The sequence below is a fragment of the Peribacillus sp. B2I2 genome (assembly GCF_041261685.1).
Classification (GTDB): domain Bacteria; phylum Bacillota; class Bacilli; order Bacillales; family DSM-1321; genus Peribacillus.
In genome coordinates this window covers 1,129,493-1,147,329 of sequence record NZ_JBGCCB010000001.1, presented here as the reverse complement: position 1 = coordinate 1,147,329, position 17,837 = coordinate 1,129,493, and the positions used below count along the sequence as shown (strand labels likewise).

Genomic DNA, 17,837 nt, shown 5'->3' with positions numbered 1-17,837 from the left:
CCGTTCATGAATGGGTCTTTTTTTCATTTATTCAAATATTAAATAAGGGTCAAATCTATTCCTGGACCAATACCACTTCATCATGTCCGCATTCAGAGCATTTCATAAGATGCGGGCACTGGCCTTTTTGAAGGGATTGGGGGTATCCGTCGTTCAGCTTAAGTGTGTCGATATCCATATAAGCACTGTAATCATCAGCGTAATCCATGAATTTCCCTTTATCCTCAAGATTGCTGCTGCATTCCGGGCAATTTACATGAATTTTTCTTAGACCGTTGCAAAGCGGGCATAAAGACATTGTTATTCCTCCTGTTCCCGATACTTATGATCTCAGTATTTGTTGCTTTCATTATTTTAACACATGGAAACACCCTCCCTAATACCGGCGGGAGGGCACTCCTATGGAATTATTTATTAACCATGTTAGCGGGATCGACCCATGCTTTGAATTCATCTTCCGTGAGGAACTCCAATTTCAATGCCGCTTCTTTTAAGGTAGAGTTGTCCTTGAATGCAGTTTTGGCGATCTTGGCTGCTTTTTCATAACCAATATGCGGGTTCAATGCTGTTACCAACATAAGGGAGCGATCTACATTTTCTTTGATCTTATCTTCATTTGCAGTGATGCCAACCGCACAATTAATGTTAAAAGAGTGTATGCCTTCCGTCAATAATTTCACTGTTTGAAGGAAGTTATAGATGATGACTGGTTTGAATACGTTCAATTCAAAGTTACCTTGGCTTGCTGCAAATCCAATTGTAGCATCGTTACCCACGATTTGTGTCGCAATCATGGTAAGCGCTTCACTCTGTGTTGGATTGACTTTACCCGGCATGATGGAACTGCCTGGCTCATTTTCAGGAATGGCTATTTCGCCGATTCCGCTTCTAGGGCCACTTGCCAGCCATCTGACATCGTTTGCAATTTTCATTAAATCTGCTGCCAATGCTTTCAAAGCACCGTGTGCATAAACGATTTCGTTATGGCTTGTCAATGCATGGAACTTATTATCCGATGTGACGAAAGGATGTCCTGTATCCGCTGCAATTTGTTTTGCTGAAAGTCCCGGGAATTCTTTTTTTGTATTGATTCCTGTTCCTACAGCCGTTCCGCCTAGAGCCAGGTTCAATAATTTTTGGCTGCTTTCCTCAATCATCGCTAAATCTTTATCAAGCATCGCTTTCCAGCCAGAAATTTCTTGTCCTAATGTCAGTGGTGTTGCATCTTGAAGATGCGTCCGGCCAATCTTCACGACATCCCAAAACTCTTTTTCTTTTGAATCGAATGTATCACGAAGTTCTTTGATGGCAGGAACCAACTTTTCAGCGACCTCCATAAAGGCTGCAATATGCATGGCGGTCGGGAAAGTATCATTGGAGCTTTGTGCCTTGTTTACATCATCATTCGGGTGAAGTGTTTCCGATTCACCATTTTCTTTTAACCATTCATTCCCTTTGTTAGCGACCACTTCATTCACGTTCATATTACTTTGCGTCCCGCTTCCCGTTTGCCAAACTACAAGCGGGAAATGTTCATCAAGCGTACCTTCAAGGATTTCGCCGCAAATCTTAACGATGGCATTCTTTTTAACTTCCGAAAGATCACCGAGATCATAGTTCACCTTTGCCGCAGCTTGTTTAACGTATGCAAATGCACGAACCAATTCAATCGGCATTTTTTCATTACCAATTTTGAAATTGTTACGGCTTCTCTCGGTCTGTGCTCCCCAATATTTATCGGCAGGAACTTTCACTTCACCCATCGTATCTCGTTCGATTCTGTAATCCATGTGTTCTCCTCCTATGTTTGCACTATTCATCGAAGACCTTAAGTATATGAAATGAATAATGTCGTATTATTCTCTCTCCTTACATTGTACAAACTTTATTATTTTAAAGCAAAAATATCCGGCCAAGCCTCCCCTTTTTCTGAAAAATTCAATTAATTCAACAGGATCATTCAGGATTATCCTTGACCACATGAAAATTCCGGATATTCTTTTTTAGACACGTAAAGTGTTGACACCGCTAGGCTCCAATAGACCTAGTCATGAACATCGAAGCAAAATCCATCAAACTTGTTCTTGACAGTATTTTGTATTTATAGTAAATTCAAAAGAAATTGAATAATCTAAACTCTTATCGAGAGAGGTATAGGGAATGGCCCGATGACACCTCAGCAACCTTCATTTGTTTCAAACCAATGAAAAGGTGCTAATTCCACAAGTTTGTGAACTTGGAAGATAAGAAGAATGACTCGTCCCTACTTAATCAAAGTCTTCTTCTTAAAGAAGACTTTTTTTATTTTATATAACTCAAAGGAGCAGTGAAAACTATGTACAAAACTGAAACATATCTTGCTCAATTAGGAAATCGCAGCGAAACGGCGACAGGAACAGTCAATCCGCCGGTATACTTTTCAACTGCTTTTCGCCACGAAGGAATCGGTCAATCGACTGGATTCGATTACACAAGGACAGGTAATCCTACACGCCAACTATTGGAACGATCCATCGCCGATCTGGAAAAAGGCGACCAAGGATATGCCTGCAGTTCAGGAATGGCAGCCATTTCTACTATACTGGCCTTATTTAAATCAGGTGATGCATGGATTGTCAGCGAAGATCTTTATGGGGGTACATATCGTCTGTTAGAACAAGGTTTTAAGAAATGGGGGTTGCAGTGTGACTATGTGAACACTTGTTGTTTGGAGGATATCGAAAAAGCCATCACTCCTCACACGAAAGCCATCTTCATTGAAACTCCCACTAACCCTCTTATGCAGCAAACGGATATTAGCGCCGTTGCCGCATTGGCCAAACGATTTGATTTATTGTTAATCGTTGATAATACTTTTTACACGCCTCTTATTCAACAACCCATCCTGCTTGGAGCGGATATTGTGATTCACAGTGCTACCAAGTATCTCGGTGGTCATAATGATGTGCTCGCCGGACTGATCGTGGCCAGCGGCGCGGAATTATGTGATGCACTTGCCTTCCATCATAATGGTACTGGTGCTGTCTTGAGCCCCTTTGATTCTTGGCTGTTGATGCGCGGAATGAAAACCCTGGCATTGCGGATGGATCGTCATGAAAAGAATGCAAAGGTACTTGTAGATTACTTGTCGGAACATGATTGTGTTACGGACGTATTGTATCCCGGTAGGGGCGGCATGATTTCCTTCCGCATCATTGAAGAAGCGGCGGTCAACCCATTTTTACAATCACTCTCATTAATTTCGTTTGCAGAAAGCCTTGGAGGGGTCGAAAGCTTCATCACCTATCCTGCTACACAAACACATGCCGATATACCGCTTGAAGTCAGAACGGCCAATGGGGTTTGTAATCGCCTGCTTCGCTTCTCCGTCGGCATTGAGGACAGCGACGATTTGATTCAGGATTTACAGCAAGCATTCGCACACGTAAAAAGGGAGGCACTACGATGACCGATCATGATTTTAGCTTTGAAACCAAATTACTCCATAATCAACATAAATTCGATTCGGCAACAGGCGGTGTGAGCGTCCCCATTCAGCACGCTTCCACTTTCCATCAATCCGATATCGATCAATTCGGTAAATATGATTACAGCAGAAGCGGGAACCCAACTCGCGAAGCGCTGGAAGATATCATTGCCGAACTTGAGGAAGGTACACACGGTTTTGCCTTTTCATCAGGAATGGCAGCCATTTCAACAGCTTTCCTACTGTTGTCTGCCGGAGACCATATCGTCATTTCCGAAGATGTGTATGGCGGAACGTTCAGGATGGTCACAAGTGTTTTGACACGTTTCAATATTGAGCATACTTTCGTTGACATGACGGACCTTGAAAGCGTCAAAGCGGCCATTAAGCCAAATACGAGTGCCATATACATCGAAACGCCTTCAAATCCATTACTTAAAGTGACCGATATTAAAGCCGTATGTGATATCGCAAAAACAGCCGGGGCCTTAAGTTTTGTTGATAATACATTCTTGACGCCAGCATTACAGAAACCACTGAATCTGGGCGCTGATGTTGTCCTTCATAGCGCGACGAAGTTTTTATCCGGACATAGTGATGTGGTAGCTGGACTTGCTGTAGTGAAAGATCCTGAATTGGCAGTAAGACTCGGTTCCCTCCAAAACTCCTTTGGAGCGGTTCTTGGTGTCCAGGACGCCTGGCTAGTAATGAGAGGTCTGAAGACCTTGTCCGTTAGAATGGAGCACTCCCAAAAAGGGGCAGAAAAGATTGCCGCCTACTTAAAGAAGCAGCCCTTGGTTAAAAAAGTGTATTATCCCGGCCTAGCAGATCATCCACAGCACGCCATCCAGGAAGGCCAGTCACTTGGAGCCGGGGCGGTCCTATCATTTGAATTGGAAAGCGAAGAAGTCTTCCGCTCTTTCGTGAACTCTGTCGAGCTTCCTGTTTTTGCCGTAAGCCTTGGAGCTGTCGAATCGATATTATCCTACCCGGCCAAAATGTCCCACGCTGCCATGCCTGCTGATGAAAGGGAAAAGCGGGGCATCACGAACAGCTTGCTTCGTCTCTCTGTCGGACTTGAAAATCCGGACGATTTAATCAAGGACTTCGATGCGGCCCTTGTAAATATTGCAAAAGGCGAAGCAATTGCTGCGAAATGAAAAAAGGATGGGTGCCCCATATTTATGGGCACCCTTTTTGTTTGCATCATTTTAATTCTTGTTAAACCCATCCATAAAAAAAGGCCAACGATTTCCCGACGGCCTTACTCTCATTTCTTCATATTATATTTATCCAGGAAGCGATCCACTCGTCCGCCTTTTTCAGCAAACTTCTGCTTTCCAGTATAAAAAGGGTGCGTATCTGAACTGATCTCCACTTTTAATAATGGATACGTTTGGCCGTCTTCCCATTCGATCGTTTCATTGGATGTTTTCGTGGAACCTGTCAAGAATTTATAACCGCTGTTGGTATCCATGAATACTACTTGTCGATAATCGGGATGAATTTCTTGTTTCACTATTATCACCTCATCGTTAGTATAGGTATATGTTAAGCGTAATGATTACTATTATCAAGCATTGTGCTTGAAGGTGCCAATAACGGCACCTTCATTAATAGTTTAATCTTGATTATCCTTACTTATTCAATTGTATTTCAACCGGCCATCCCTTTATGCGGCCCAGCCTGCAGCTCATACATTTGATAGTACTTCCCTTTTAGTTCCATTAATTCTTCATGTGTACCTTGCTCAGCAATCCGACCTTTATCCAGTACCAGAATTTGGTCGGCATTTTTAATCGTGGAGAGTCTATGTGCAATGATGAAGGTCGTTCTCCCTTTTTTCAGCACTTCCATTCCCTTCTGGATAATTGCCTCGGTTTCTGTGTCGATGCTTGCCGTCGCTTCATCCAAAATAAATATCGCCGGATTGAATGCAAGAGCACGTGCAAAAGAGATTAGCTGCCGCTGTCCAGAAGACAACGTTCCTCCTTTTTCAATCACAGGTTCATCTAGCCCTAAAGGAAGATGCTTCAGCACTTTGTCGCCCCCTACATCCCTTAATGATTTTTCAACCATTTCCCTTGTGATGCCTTTATGATTCAGACTGATATTGGAAGCGATGGTGCCAGTAAATAAATAGGGATCCTGGAGGACGATTCCCATATGCTCCCTAAGCGTTTGATGGGGAATATCCAAAATATTTCTTCCGTCAATTTTGATTTGCCCTTCACTACTGTCATAAAAACGGAACAATAAATTCATTATGGAACTTTTTCCTGATCCAGTATGGCCAACTAAAGCGATCGTTTCCCCTTGCTTAGCTGAGAAGGAAATGTCCCTTAACACATATTCATTATCCTTATAGCCAAAAGAAACATTTTCGAATTGCACGTTTCCTTTGTATCTGGATATGTTTTCATCACTTACTGCCAATCCCTGCTCATCCAATAAACTGAATGCCCGCTCCCCTGCAACAAGTGCCTGTTCTAGGTTAGCGAACTGATTGACGATTCCGTGAAGCGGATGAAGCAGGCGGCTGATCAAATCAACAATTGCATACATCATCCCTAAAGAAATGGCTGAACTCGCTGTAAGGGAAATCCCCCCGAAATACCAGACGAATGCCACTAGCGCCAGAACTTTAATGACACCAATTAAGTTTCCACCTGTCAACGAATTCAAATGGAGCATTTTATTTTGATAGGAATAGTGCTCCTGGTTCAAATTTTCAAAAGATTGCTTCGTCTCCTTTTCACGTCCAAATGCCTGAATGATGCTCATTCCAGAAATGGATTCATTGATCATCCCATTAATATCGCTGACCCGTTCCCGAATGATGTGATTATATTTTGAGGCGAATTTACGGTATACCGTCGTCCAGATAACGATGATCGGAATGAGTAAAAGGCCAATGGTACCGACACGTGCATCCAGAATGTACAAAGCAATCAGAACGCCGAAGATATTAATCGTGCTCGAGAAGAAGTTGGCGAGCACCGTTACATATAATTCCCGGATCGCTTCCGTATCATTAGTGACCCTGGCTACCACTTTTCCCGCTGGCATATTATCGAAATAGCGTATCGGTAAACGGGAAATATGCGTAAAAATATCATTTCGCATCTTTTGAATGATTCGGTTTGCCGCTTTCTGCAAATAAAAACTCTGCCCATATTGAAAAATGGAGGAAATGATGACAAGGCCAAAATAAAAAGCCACAAGCTTAAAGATCCGCGGAATTTCCGGTTGATAAAACCGCATCACTTCCTGACTCGTCAATTTAACCGCTTGCACCCGTTGCTCTTCCCCGTCTTTCTTGATGATCAACGATTGGTTCTCCAAGCTTCTTCGGCCATCCATAGGCACGGCTTCATCTACGAAGACAAATTGATTGCCAACCTGCAAAACGCGGACTTCCCTGCCTTTCTTCTCACCTTCATTAAAGTAATCGGCCCGTTTATACCAATTTTCATCATACTTAACAGCATCTTTTCCTTTAACCGTTTCATACCAGGAGGATTCGATCCCAAGGATATGAGAATCGATGATTTTCTTGGCAACGAATGGACCCGTCAAATCGGCGGCTACCGAAAGTGCCAGCATGATCAGGGCGCCAATGATTAATTTTTTATATAGTGCAGCATAATTAAAAAGTTTCTTTACGACCTTCATGCCTTCACCTCCGTCCCTTGGTCAACCTGCTGTCGATCGTATTGCTCCCTATACCAGCCATTATTCTGCAGTAAATCTCCGTGAGTCCCCTCTTCGATGATCTCTCCACTGTCCAACACGATAATCCTATCCGCGTGCTGAACGGCTGATAAGCGATGTGTTGTGATGATGGTCGTTTTCCCTGCCCGTTCATTTTGAATGTTTTCGATGATGGTCGTTTCCGTTTTCGCATCTACAGCGGATAAGGAATCATCCAATATAAGGATTTCTGGATTTTTGATCAGTGCCCTGGCAATCGAGATCCTCTGCTTTTGCCCTCCAGATAGAGCGACACCTTTCTCACCGACGAGTGTCTCAAGACGGTTGGGCAGCATCATTAAGTCCTTCTCAAAATCCGCAAGCCGGATAGCTTCAGCCAGTTCATCTTCAGTTGCATCCATTTTACCGAATAAGATATTTTCCCTAACAGACTTCGAGAATAAAAAATGGTCCTGTGGAACGTAACCGATCCAGTTACGAATATCTTCCAGATCCAGTTGCTCCAACGGAATTCCTGCAAAAGCAATTTCTCCTGTTCCTAAAGGATATTCCCGTAGCAATTGCTTCACGAATGTCGTTTTTCCACTTCCTGTTTTCCCGACGATACCCAATGTTTGACCACGCCCAAGCTGTACGGAAATATTGGATAGATTGACTACTGAAGAGGAAGGGTATGTAAAAAACACTTGATTGAATTCGATATTTTCCGGATTAGGAATACTCTCCAAACCCAATGGGTTCTTCACATCCGCTTCATATGAAAGGGTATCTTGAACACGATCCAGCGAAGCATTTCCCCTTTGCATGACATTGATCAGTTCACCCACCGCGATCATCGGCCAAATTAACATGCCTAGGTAAACATTGAACGAAACCAGTCCGCCAAGAGTTATGGCCTGTTGAAAAACAAGATAAGCCCCATAGCCCAAACCGATTAAATAACTGATTCCGATTATAATGCTGATCGTTGGATCAAAGAGGGCGTCGATTCTTGCCACGGCGAGATTTTTGCGATATACATCCTCCGTCATTTCATCAAATCGTTTTTCATCCTCCCGTTCCTGGACATAAGCCCGGATGACACGGATACCTGAAATGGATTCCAGGACCTTGTCATTTAAAGTACCAAAGGCAGCTTGTGCATCAGTAAAACGTTTGTAAATTTTTTTCACGTAGATTTGCATCATCACTGCCATGATCGGAAGTGGAAGCACCGCCGCAATCGTCAACTGCCAGCTGATGGTGGCTCCCATCATGACCACAACTGTAATGGTGAACAGCACCGCATCAACGAGCGTCAATATCCCGAAACCAGCTGTGAGGGATATTGCCTTTAAATCATTGGTTGCCCTTGCCATTAAATCCCCTGTACGGTTTTTTTCATAAAAAGTCGGCGTCATTTTCAGCAAATGGCCCATAAATCCGGACCTTAGTTTTCGTTCGGCCAAGTTTCCGCCGCCGAATAACAGATAACTCCATAAGTACCCAAATAGGTAGCTGCCGCTCAGTACCAGGAGCAAATAAATAACGTATTTCATGACATCTTCCTGCGTCATGCTTCCACTGTTCATATCATCGATGGCATTCCCGACTAATTTTGGCGGGATGACCTCCAAGATATTCACTAGACATAGGAATAAAATGGCCAAGGTATAACGCCGCCACTGTTCTTTAAAGAACCAGGACAGCTTTTTAAAAATCGCAAACATGAATTCCCCTCCCTTTTGTTCAAACCTTTCCCTTCGCTAACCGCTTTCTGGATCTCCGGGGTGCAGTAAGATTCCCAATTTCTTTTGTCTCATTTAAAATTCCTCCTATCTTTTATATGGAAAGGATGCTATTGCACCTGAATCCCAAATGCCAAAAAGCCTCCGCCAATTAGCGGAAGCTTTTTTAGATGTGTAAGAACACATATAAAAGCGCAGGCCGCGAAAATTCCACAACCTGCGCTTAAAATGATGAATGAACACGTTCTCAATCCTTTGTCTAGAACGACAAAGCCTCAGGGCAGGCGGACGTATGATATTCGGTTGTAACATCCATATGCTTAACTGATTTAGTCATGACGTTCGCCTCCTTTACATTGATTAATGGTAATTTTTAACTTATATTTAAAGATTACTACGTGTGTATATTTTTGTCAATTGTGACTTTTCTAGATTATTGATGGATAATCCTTTATTCTTATAAGAATGACGTTTACCTAAGGAGGTTCAGCATATGCACTGGAGAAAATATATACTCCTGGCGGTTCCCTTTTTACTTTCATCCATTTTCATCTTATTTGCCGTACCGGTCCAATATAGACCGTTATCCTTCATTCCTGTGATACTTTTCTGGATAGTTTATTATATTTTATTGTACAGGGAAAAGAAGAAGAAAAATAACTGATGACAAAAGAAAACCATCAAGGGCGTTGCAAATGTAACGCCCCTTTCTTGACGGCTCTGCATATAATGATCGAAAAACATTCGTGGTGATTGTATGTTCTCCCAATATGTGCAGAAGCTGTTAGGCAAAAACCCTGTCAAAACCAAGCCCATCATCGATGCTGAAAGATATGACACGCTAAAATCCCATTTACAAAAAGAGCTATTTCAGCCTTTGGATGAGTCAAAAGTTTTTTTTCCGGAGGAAACCGCCCTTGTAAAAAGCATTCGTACCGAAACGGCTGCCTTGAACAGGAACAATATCACAAGAACACAAGCATATCTCGCCTTTTACAATCGTAATCCAGAGGTCCATTGGGCCTTTTTAGCACATATGGTTTCGAGGAATGGAGGATACCATATGACTGACTTGAAAAGTTCATCCATGACCCATCTTATTGACAAAGCGGAACGGCAGAAATTTTTCCTGTTCCTTGAGCGCGCCAATTCGGCCATATTTGCCGATGCCTTCCCCCAGCTCCTTTTATATGAACTTTCTAAACAAAAAGCACTTCCAATAAGGAAATACTTACAGGTATTCCGCATTTCAAGATTCATGGCCCCGATTTGGGAATCTTTCATCGAAGAACCACATTCACCCCTTTTGACAACATCCCTCATCATTAATGAACAAAGAATGCTTCAGGAAAGGGTACTAAAACGTACCCGCCATGGTGAAATCCTCCGAAGGCTTGATTTTCAGCTTCAGGAATACTTAGGCTTCATGAATGTGATCTTCCCTTACGAAAACATGCAAGACGGACTCCATTCCTTGACAGGCCTGACCGTTGAGCGCTTTGCCGATCCGAAACAGCGTATAGAAACGGGAAAATTCTTATATGGGCTTCTTTTTCAGCATCCGGTTGTTTTTCGCGGTGTTAGCCAATTTACAAAAGAGGTCCCACACACGGGTTCCAGAGAGGATTACTGGAAAAAAATATATACCTCAGACCCAACCACGGCAAAAGATGCTAAAGTCTACAGCCCCACTCTTCATGATGCATGGGCAGATCAAATAGTCTTTCCTCTCCCTTCCATTGATTGGTTCTCGAATGAAAGCTTCATAGAAGATTTACGAAGCTCACCGATTACTAAAAAGGTGGACTTGACCAACAAGGTGCTCGAAAATGTCAAGCAGCTCAAGACCCTTAACGGAATGAAAGCCATTTTCTAGCATCAGGCCTCTTACTTTGAATATCCCATCCTCCATTTGGCAAGAATGGTTAGCAAAAAGAATGGGTGATTCAAATGAGAGGCATTGTACTATTGAATCCAAACTACAGATTCGGGGATTTACATACTAACGAAAGCTTTACAATCCAAAAGATCATGACGGACAAGTATAGGGACGAAATGAATATTTCCCCGGTCATACTTAATCCGTATCAAATCCATCCTTATTACACCATCCCGCATGAGCTTCTATTCAATTTGCAGAAGCGAAAAACGGATCAAATCGATTGCCTGATACTTCACTCTATAGAAACGATTGAACGTTTCATCTATATTTACCCGGAAAAATGGCTTGAGCTATGCGGATATTTCAAAGAGATTATCAGTGTGGCGACTCTAACTCCCGTTAGGAAATCTGAAGCAAATTAATGCTTGAATAAAAAATCATGGTACTTAAGGCATTGTGAATGAATTCTCGAAGGTTTAAAGTCATTGATCGTTCATTTACCATGACCATCTCTCCAAGTACTTTGATTTGAGCATCCCTTTTTCACATGAGCAACTCTATAAAGCATCTCTCCTCTTGATTGCCGCCGTGCTGCTTCACCCACTATTTATCTATTAGAACCCCACCCAAATCATTTGTCATATAAATTTAAATCAATTTTCCCAATTGCGAGACTACTAGGAATTTTATAACTCTTAAACAATCTTTTGGAAATATAGATAAATTTACGGATAAAGCATAGAAAAATAAGTTAATTTTATATATCATTGGAGATAGGAATTTTCTTATTTTTTACTTTTACTAGAAAGGAATGTTAATCATGGCCAAAGAAAAAAAGAAAAAAACCCCAATTCCTTTCCGACTGAACTTTATGTTCTTTTTAATATTCATTTTATTTTCAAGCTTAATAATCCGGCTTGGCATCGTCCAAATCGTGTATGGGGATGATTACCTTCGCGAAGTCGACCGAACTGAAAACGATGTGGCCAATACCCCCGTTCCCCGTGGTAAGATGTATGACCGCAACTTGAATCCGGTCGTTGATAATGAGCCGCGGAACGCCATCACTTATACGAAATACCCGAATACGAAAGCGGCCGATATGGTGAAGACGGCGGAGGTCCTTGCTACCTTGATAGAAAAAGATACAAAAAAGGTAACACTGCCGGATAAAAAGGATTTTTGGATTTTAAAACATCCAAAAGAAGCCGAAGCCTTGATTACCAAAGCCGAGAGGAAGAAAGTAATCGAAAAGAAACTGGAGCAAAAAGATTTATACAAACTTCAAATGGAACGGGTAACCGATGAAAATATCAAGAAATTCACCAAGGATGAGTTGGAAGTGATCGCCATCTTCCGGGAATTCAATAGTGGCTATGCCCTCGCACCGTCAATCGTGAAGAATAAAGATGTCACCACAAAAGAATTCGCCAGGGTTAGTGAACATTTGGATGAAATGCCCGGCGTGGATGTAACGACGGATTGGGAAAGGACATATAAGTATGACGAGACCCTCCGGTCGGTTCTAGGCAAAGTCTCTTCTTCCGAAGAAGGCATTCCCAGTGAAAATATTGACTATTATCTGGCACGCGACTATACCAGGAATGACCGGGTCGGAAAAAGTTATATCGAAAAACAATATGAAGATGTTCTGCGCGGTCAAAAGACGCGGACTGAAAATGTGCTGAGCAAAGGGGAAGTCATCAAAACGAATACCCTCACTGAAGGGCAAAGCGGAAAAGACTTAATCCTGACAATTGATATGGAGCTGCAGCAAAAGGTTGAAAAAATCATCGAGAGCGAATTACGCAGAACTAAAGCTAGGGGAAATACCTACTTATTGGATCGTGCCTTCGTCGTTTTAATGGACCCGAATACAGGTGAAGTGCTTACGATGGCCGGTAGGCAATACGGACGTAACAGTGAAACAGGCTTAACCGAAATGAAAGATTTCGCCCTTGGAAACATTACTACCTCCTATACGATGGGGTCATCTGTTAAAGGGGCTACGGTCTACACGGGCTTTCAGACTGGAGCCATCTCACCAGGGTCAGCTTTTTTTGACAGGAAACTCCTTTTAGCAGGAGCTCCTAAGAAAGGATCTTATAGTGATTTGGGTTATGTAACCGATGTCTCCGCGTTAAAGAAATCGTCGAATGTCTATATGTTCATGACGGCGATCAGAATTGCCGGCGGGCATTATATCCCTCATCGACCGTTAGGGATCAACCGGGAAGCTTATTCCATCATGCGGAATCATTATGCCCAATTCGGCTTGGGTGTCCGTACCGGCATCGACCTGCCAAACGAATCCGTCGGGTTTAAAGGCGTCGACATGTCTACAGATGGATTGCTGCTGGATTTATCGATTGGCCAGTATGATACATATACCCCCATGCAATTGGCACAGTACGTTTCGACGATTGCAAACGGCGGAAAAAGGCTTGAGCCACATATGGTCAGGGAAATCAGGAATCCATCCAACGAACACAATGAATTGGGCAGCGTCTTTAAAACAATGAGTCCCAAAGTGTTAAACGATTTAGGCGGGAAAGACGTTTGGATGCAGCGTGTCCAGGAAGGATTCAGGCAGGTTGCCCAGGAGCCAGGCGGGACGGCATATAAATATTTCGGCGGGAAGTCTTACCGTGCGGCAGCAAAAACGGGTACTGCCGAGGCCTTTTACGACGGACCGCGGAGAAATCAATATAGTAAACCCTTGGAAACCATAAATTTGACTCTTGTAGGTTATGCACCTCACAATAATCCGGAAGTGGCATTTTCTGTTGTCGTGCCATGGGTGTATCAAGGCAAGCCCTCTGATGATATTAACAAACGTATCGGGCGGGACGTAATGGACGCCTACTTTAAATTGAAGGAAAAAAGAGCAAAAGGTGAATCTGAGGCCGATAAGGCAGTAGAAAGCACTCAATGATAATTACAAAAAGGCCTGCTCGATTACGAGCATGCCTTTTTTGATGCTCCATTTATTCCAGCTTTTGAACGAATTCCTTATATAGGGCCCTAAGTGCATCTCCCCTGCTGATGATGCCGACGACTTTATCATTTTTATCCACGACGGGGATTTTCTTGAAATGATGCTTGGAAAGTACCTTTATCAATTCATCTAACGGATCTTCGGGGGATAGCTTTGTAATTCTTTTATTTTTAACGATTTGTGAGACTTTATCATTCATCTTGGATGTAACCTTTTCATCCAATTCTTCACCAGGAAGAACCGTAATGTATGTGAAATACCCCATGATGGCTTCCTCGGCAGGTGTCAAATAACGAAGGATATCCCCGTCCGTCACCATTCCCAATAGCTTATCATGTTCATCCACGACCGGGACACCGCCCACTTTATTTTCGATTAAGATTCGCAGAATTTCCTTTAATGTAAAATCAGGACGGGCTACATAGACTTCCTTTATCATGAAATCCTTAACTAACATATTACCACCCCTTTTTTAATTTGGACGTTCTGCATTTATCTCTCTTCTATTAATACCCTTACTAACTTATTTAAAAACCCTTGCCGCCTGAACTGCCTTTTTCCAGCCATTATATAAACCCTTCCGTTCCTGTTCTTCCATCTCTGGTTCGAATTTCTTATCGACTGCCCATAGCTTTGAAATCTCTTCCTGACTTTCCCAATATCCTACTGCAAGCCCAGCTAAATATGCTGCACCTAACGCTGTCGTTTCACTAATAACCGGTCTTTCGACTGGTACATTCAAGAGGCCGCTTTGAAATTCCATCAAAAAGTTGTTTTTGACAACCCCGCCATCGACCCTCAATGCCTTCAAGTTAATCCCTGAATCGACTTCCATCGCGCTAAGGACATCTTTTGTCTGGTAGGCCAATGCTTCCAATGTTGCCCGGACAAAATGCTCCTTCGATGTCCCCCTTGTTAGACCGAATACAGCTCCCCTGACATCACTATCCCAATAAGGGGTACCTAATCCGACAAATGCGGGGACTACATAGACGCCATCAGCTGAAGTGACCCGCAAAGCATACTTTTCACTGTCTTTCGGGTCATGCAAGAGTTTCAATCCGTCCCTTAACCATTGTATTGCCGAACCTGCAACAAAAATACTGCCTTCCAATGCATATTCGACTTTTCCGTTCAGCCCCCATGCAATCGTGGTCAACAGACCATGCTCTGATTTCACTGCCTTTTCTCCTGTATTCATCAGCATAAAGCATCCGGTGCCGTACGTATTCTTAGCCATTCCTTTTTCAAAGCATTCTTGGCCGAACAAAGCTGCCTGTTGATCTCCAGCTGCTCCGGCAATCGGGATTTCGTGGCCAAAGAAATGGTGTGGCGCTGTTTTCCCGTATATCTCCGATGAAGAACGAACATCCGGCAGCATCGATTGCGGAACTTGAAGAATTTCCAGTAGCTCTTCGTCCCACTTCAAATCATGAATGTTATACATCAGCGTCCTTGACGCATTCGAATAATCGGTCACATGTGCTTTACCACCCGAAAGTTTCCATATCAGCCATGTATCGATCGTACCAAACAATAAGTCCCCGTTTTCAGCTTTTTCCCGCGCCCCATCAACATGGTCGAGAATCCACTTCACCTTAGTACCGGAAAAATAAGCATCAATCAACAAACCGGTTTTCCGTAAAAATAAGTCATCAAGACCCTCATCCTTCAATTGCGCGCAAATTTCGCTTGTCTGTCGGGATTGCCAGACGATGGCATGATGTATCGGCTGGCCTGTTTCCTTATCCCATACCACGGTCGTCTCCCGTTGATTCGTGATGCCGATCCCAGCAATCTGTTCCGGCTTTACATTCATTTCCGATAGACAGGAAGCGATTACCGATAAAATGGAACCCCAAATTTCATTGGCATTGTGCTCCACCCATCCTGGATTGGGGAAATATTGGGTGAACTCCTTTTGGGCAATATGCAAAACTTCCCCGCTTTTATTAAATAAAATGGCCCGGGAACTAGTCGTTCCCTGATCCAATGATAATATGTAGGTCTCCATGGTTGTCTCCTCCTACACTTAAGATTCATTTCAGCTTAAGTGTCATGCTGTTTTTTTCTTTCTTCATTTTACTAGGATATATCCGTGAAAACAAAAAATATATAAATTACGGCTGAAAAATTGAAAAATATTGGCAGGTTAAGAGTTTATCTTTTACAATGAAATTAAGGTCGATAGGAGGAATGGAAATTGAATAATCATGAAATAGATTTTAAGTTATATGGAGATGACATGCAGTTTGTTGAAGTGGAATTGGATCCTCAGGAAACCGTGATTGCCGAAGCTGGAAGTTTAATGATGATGGAAGATCAAATCAAGATGGAAACCATCTTTGGTGATGGGTCTTCAAATGGTGGCAGCGGAATGATGGGTAAGCTATTCGGTGCCGGGAAACGGCTCCTTACTGGTGAGAGTCTTTTCATGACGGCTTTTACGAATGAAGGACGAGATAAAAAACACGTTTCATTCGCCTCGCCTTATCCAGGTAAAATCATTCCGATGGATTTAAGCGAGCTCGGCGGGAAAATCATTTGTCAAAAAGACGCTTTCCTGGCGGCAGCAAAAGGCGTTTCGGTCGGAATAGAGTTTCAGAGAAAAATAGGGGCAGGCTTCTTTGGCGGTGAAGGCTTCATCATGCAAAAACTAGAAGGGGATGGAATGACCTTCGTTCATGCCGGTGGCACGATCCATAAAAAAGAATTGGCTGCAGGAGAGATCTTACGTGTGGATACAGGATGTTTGGTAGCAATGACCAGCGGGGTAGATTATAATATTGAAACTGTAAAAGGCGTGAAAACCGCTTTATTCGGAGGCGAAGGTTTATTCTTTGCAACATTAAAAGGACCCGGAACCGTTTGGGTGCAATCTTTGCCATTCAGCCGGCTTGCCAGCCGTGTATTTGCTGCAGCGCCGCAAAATGGAGGATCATCCGAAGAAGGCAGCGTAGCTAAAGGCTTATTCAATTTATTCAACGATAAATAAGAACCGGACCAATGGCTGCCCCATCATGGCAGTCATTGATCTCTTTTGAAAAGGATGGATAGCTAGATGCAGCTTGTTAAGTGGTCTTACATGAGACGCTATAATATCAGGGCAATTTTTGATCAATTCCCGAATTCTCCTGTTATTTTCCGAAAAATAAGAGATTACTATTTTGTTTATAACGTTCACTGGACAGCTGCCGATGCCCCTATCGGCATAAAAGAGCTAGAAGAAATGGAACAGCTGCTAAACCGTGAGCTCGGAACTGAATTGCAATATCTTTATCGAAAAAAATGAGGTTACTCCTCGTATATCATTTTTCTTGTCATACCTCCATCGACGATAAGATCCGCACCCGTAACGAAATCATTTTCCGTTGCCGTCAAATAAAGACAGGCCCTTGCAATATCTTCCGGTTTGCCAACCCGATTGGAAAAATGCTGTTGATGATCTTTATCCCTCAGCGATTCATAATCACCCGTTTCAATCCACCCCGGAGAAATCGAATTGACCGTAATTTTCTCGCTGCCTAAAGAAGCAGCAAGTGCATGTGTCAGTGCTTTGATCCCACCTTTTGTCGCTGCATAGGATTCTGAATCCGGCTCAGACATTATTGCTCTAGTTGATGCTAAATTGATGATTGCACCCCCCGTTTCATTTTTTCGCATTGATTCTGCCGCCGCCCGGGAACAAAGGAAAACACTTCGCAAATTCGTATTCATCATATCGTCCCATTCCTCAATCGTCAGATCATAAAGCGATTTGAATGATGCCTTTCCCGCATTATTGATTAATATATCAATGGTCTTATATGTTTTTAGAGTTACATCCATCAAATGTCGGATGTCTGCTTCCTTACGAACATCCGTTTTAACGAACATGGCTTCATGACCATTACTTTTGAGCTCTTCCACATACAGAAGACCTTCCCGCTCGTCCAAATCTGCGAGAACGACTGAAGCTCCGCTTTCTGCATATCCTTTTGCCACGCCTCTCCCTATACCATTCGAAGCGCCTGTTACAATCACCGTTTTATTAGTGAAACCCATTATTCC

At 42.9% G+C, this 17,837-nt stretch carries 15 protein-coding genes and 1 riboswitch; of the genes, 7 read left to right on the top strand and 8 right to left on the bottom strand.

Annotated features, from left to right (window positions below; genetic code table 11):
• Positions 1-55: 55 nt before the first annotated feature.
• Together ABIE66_RS05780 and fumC are read right to left on the bottom strand one after the other, a co-directional pair.
• Complete coding sequence (locus ABIE66_RS05780; RefSeq protein ID WP_289324018.1) at positions 56-298, bottom strand: hypothetical protein; 243 nt, start codon at positions 296-298, stop codon at positions 56-58.
• 109 nt (positions 299-407) lie between these two features.
• Positions 408-1,790, bottom strand: coding sequence for a class II fumarate hydratase (fumC, locus tag ABIE66_RS05775; RefSeq protein WP_289324017.1), 1,383 nt, complete (start codon positions 1,788-1,790; stop codon positions 408-410).
• Positions 1,791-2,136: 346 nt separating this feature from the next.
• A riboswitch (SAM riboswitch) is annotated at positions 2,137-2,250 on the top strand.
• Positions 2,251-2,335: 85 nt separating this feature from the next.
• Here fumC and ABIE66_RS05770 point away from each other — a divergent pair.
• Together ABIE66_RS05770 and metC are read left to right on the top strand one after the other, a co-directional pair.
• Entirely contained in the window at positions 2,336-3,448 is a 1,113-nt protein-coding gene (locus ABIE66_RS05770) for a methionine biosynthesis PLP-dependent protein (protein WP_370014152.1), read from the top strand.
• Complete coding sequence (gene metC / locus ABIE66_RS05765; protein ID WP_289324015.1) at positions 3,445-4,626, top strand: cystathionine beta-lyase; 1,182 nt, start codon at positions 3,445-3,447, stop codon at positions 4,624-4,626. Before ABIE66_RS05770 ends, metC begins: the two co-directional genes overlap by 4 nt.
• Before the next feature lie 110 nt (positions 4,627-4,736).
• Here the strand turns inward: metC and ABIE66_RS05760 are convergent, their stop codons facing one another.
• The 3 genes from ABIE66_RS05760 to ABIE66_RS05750 form a co-directional block, all read right to left on the bottom strand.
• Positions 4,737-4,985, bottom strand: coding sequence for a type B 50S ribosomal protein L31 (locus tag ABIE66_RS05760; protein ID WP_061461980.1), 249 nt, complete (start codon positions 4,983-4,985; stop codon positions 4,737-4,739).
• Positions 4,986-5,122: 137 nt separating this feature from the next.
• Positions 5,123-7,141 carry an ABC transporter ATP-binding protein gene (locus ABIE66_RS05755; protein WP_370014150.1) on the bottom strand — a complete coding sequence of 673 codons (2,019 nt, stop codon included), beginning with the start codon at positions 7,139-7,141 and terminating at the stop codon, positions 5,123-5,125.
• Positions 7,138-8,889 (bottom strand): ABC transporter ATP-binding protein, encoded by a 1,752-nt coding sequence (locus tag ABIE66_RS05750; protein WP_370014148.1) that lies wholly within the window; start codon positions 8,887-8,889, stop codon positions 7,138-7,140. The genes ABIE66_RS05755 and ABIE66_RS05750 overlap by 4 nt, the downstream gene beginning before the upstream one ends.
• Before the next feature lie 790 nt (positions 8,890-9,679).
• Between ABIE66_RS05750 and ABIE66_RS05745 the strand changes: the two genes are divergently transcribed.
• From ABIE66_RS05745 to ABIE66_RS05735, 3 genes are all read left to right on the top strand, one after another.
• The gene (locus ABIE66_RS05745; RefSeq protein ID WP_370014147.1) at positions 9,680-10,783 is read left to right on the top strand and encodes a DUF2515 family protein; all 1,104 of its coding nucleotides are present in this window, start codon (positions 9,680-9,682) and stop codon (positions 10,781-10,783) included.
• A 74-nt stretch (positions 10,784-10,857) separates the two neighbouring features.
• Positions 10,858-11,211 carry a hypothetical protein gene (locus ABIE66_RS05740; RefSeq protein WP_289317599.1) on the top strand — a complete coding sequence of 118 codons (354 nt, stop codon included), beginning with the start codon at positions 10,858-10,860 and terminating at the stop codon, positions 11,209-11,211.
• A 398-nt stretch (positions 11,212-11,609) separates the two neighbouring features.
• On the top strand, positions 11,610-13,724 hold the full coding sequence (locus ABIE66_RS05735) for a peptidoglycan D,D-transpeptidase FtsI family protein (protein ID WP_370014146.1): 2,115 nt from the start codon (positions 11,610-11,612) through the stop codon (positions 13,722-13,724).
• Positions 13,725-13,776: 52 nt separating this feature from the next.
• Here the strand turns inward: ABIE66_RS05735 and ABIE66_RS05730 are convergent, their stop codons facing one another.
• Both ABIE66_RS05730 and glpK read right to left on the bottom strand, forming a co-directional pair.
• Positions 13,777-14,244, bottom strand: a complete 468-nt coding sequence (locus ABIE66_RS05730) for a CBS domain-containing protein (protein ID WP_289317601.1) — start codon at positions 14,242-14,244, stop codon at positions 13,777-13,779.
• A gap of 66 nt (positions 14,245-14,310) precedes the next feature.
• The gene (gene glpK, locus ABIE66_RS05725) at positions 14,311-15,801 is read right to left on the bottom strand and encodes a glycerol kinase GlpK (protein WP_370014145.1); all 1,491 of its coding nucleotides are present in this window, start codon (positions 15,799-15,801) and stop codon (positions 14,311-14,313) included.
• Positions 15,802-15,990: 189 nt separating this feature from the next.
• Between glpK and ABIE66_RS05720 the strand changes: the two genes are divergently transcribed.
• Positions 15,991-16,782, top strand: coding sequence for a TIGR00266 family protein (locus ABIE66_RS05720; RefSeq protein ID WP_370014144.1), 792 nt, complete (start codon positions 15,991-15,993; stop codon positions 16,780-16,782).
• A gap of 90 nt (positions 16,783-16,872) precedes the next feature.
• Positions 16,873-17,079 (top strand): hypothetical protein, encoded by a 207-nt coding sequence (locus ABIE66_RS05715; RefSeq protein ID WP_370014143.1) that lies wholly within the window; start codon positions 16,873-16,875, stop codon positions 17,077-17,079.
• A gap of 2 nt (positions 17,080-17,081) precedes the next feature.
• Here the strand turns inward: ABIE66_RS05715 and ABIE66_RS05710 are convergent, their stop codons facing one another.
• Positions 17,082-17,831 carry an SDR family NAD(P)-dependent oxidoreductase gene (locus ABIE66_RS05710; protein ID WP_370014142.1) on the bottom strand — a complete coding sequence of 250 codons (750 nt, stop codon included), beginning with the start codon at positions 17,829-17,831 and terminating at the stop codon, positions 17,082-17,084.
• Between the last annotated feature and the right edge of the window lie 6 nt (positions 17,832-17,837).

Bases quoted from the DNA above. Each gene is read 5' to 3' on its own strand.
- ABIE66_RS05755 (WP_370014150.1), bottom strand. From the start codon at position 7,141: ATGAAGGTCGTAAAGAAACTTTTTAATTATGCTGCACTATATAAAAAA.
- ABIE66_RS05735 (WP_370014146.1), top strand. From the start codon at position 11,610: ATGGCCAAAGAAAAAAAGAAAAAAACCCCAATTCCTTTCCGACTGAAC.
- ABIE66_RS05730 (WP_289317601.1), bottom strand. From the start codon at position 14,244: ATGTTAGTTAAGGATTTCATGATAAAGGAAGTCTATGTAGCCCGTCCT.
- ABIE66_RS05740 (WP_289317599.1), top strand. From the start codon at position 10,858: ATGAGAGGCATTGTACTATTGAATCCAAACTACAGATTCGGGGATTTA.
- ABIE66_RS05750 (WP_370014148.1), bottom strand. From the start codon at position 8,889: ATGTTTGCGATTTTTAAAAAGCTGTCCTGGTTCTTTAAAGAACAGTGG.
- ABIE66_RS05715 (WP_370014143.1), top strand. From the start codon at position 16,873: ATGAGACGCTATAATATCAGGGCAATTTTTGATCAATTCCCGAATTCT.
- ABIE66_RS05710 (WP_370014142.1), bottom strand. From the start codon at position 17,831: ATGGGTTTCACTAATAAAACGGTGATTGTAACAGGCGCTTCGAATGGT.
- metC (WP_289324015.1), top strand. From the start codon at position 3,445: ATGACCGATCATGATTTTAGCTTTGAAACCAAATTACTCCATAATCAA.
- ABIE66_RS05780 (WP_289324018.1), bottom strand. From the start codon at position 298: ATGTCTTTATGCCCGCTTTGCAACGGTCTAAGAAAAATTCATGTAAAT.
- fumC (WP_289324017.1), bottom strand. From the start codon at position 1,790: ATGGATTACAGAATCGAACGAGATACGATGGGTGAAGTGAAAGTTCCT.
- glpK (WP_370014145.1), bottom strand. From the start codon at position 15,801: ATGGAGACCTACATATTATCATTGGATCAGGGAACGACTAGTTCCCGG.
- ABIE66_RS05770 (WP_370014152.1), top strand. From the start codon at position 2,336: ATGTACAAAACTGAAACATATCTTGCTCAATTAGGAAATCGCAGCGAA.